1 rRNA gene is annotated in these 580 nt (G+C 40.9%); it reads right to left on the bottom strand.

The features are described 5' to 3' along the window. Nucleotides 1-202: 202 nt before the first annotated feature. Nucleotides 203-320: ribosomal RNA gene (gene rrf / locus HMPREF1135_RS10885) — 5S ribosomal RNA — on the bottom strand. Between the last annotated feature and the right edge of the window lie 260 nt (nucleotides 321-580).

Here is a 580-nt window from a genome sequence, read left to right as displayed (position 1 = left end):
TAATCACTAATTATACTTAGTAATTAGTACCTCGGATGTCTAATTATAAAATATTTATATAATTTCTCGTTTGGTATGCAGTTTTCAAGGTACATCATGCAGAGAAGTTCTCTGCAAATGAGACTTAAAGATTCGAACTTCAACATCTTTCATCCTTTCCAAAGGAATATCTGATGTAGTCTCTACTTATTAAGTTAAAATGCAGCGGCATCCACCTACTCTCCCATACCGTCTCCAGTATAGTACCATCGGCCGACCAGGTCTTAACCATCGTGTTCGGAATGGGAACGGGTGTGTCCCCTGGACGCATCGACACCGCTAATGTTATGTTTTTAGCACCTTTTTAATTTAGTACTAAACAGTACTCACAACCCCTACTAAAGCCTTTAATGACGTTCTATCATACTCACTTCGTTCGTATGAAGAACTACTTTTTCACTAACACTCAAACTTCACCTTCGGCTCGTTTTCATTAAGTGAAAAATGTATAGAAAGGAGGTGATCCAGCCGCACCTTCCGATACGGCTACCTTGTTACGACTTCACCCCAGTTATCCTCCCTGCCTTCGGCAGCTCCTTCC

Origin of the sequence: Lachnoanaerobaculum sp. OBRC5-5 (assembly GCF_000296385.1) — a bacterium.
GTDB lineage: Bacteria > Bacillota > Clostridia > Lachnospirales > Lachnospiraceae > Lachnoanaerobaculum.
The sequence above is the reverse complement of the archived record's forward strand: the minus strand, read 5'-3'. Positions and strand labels throughout refer to the sequence as shown.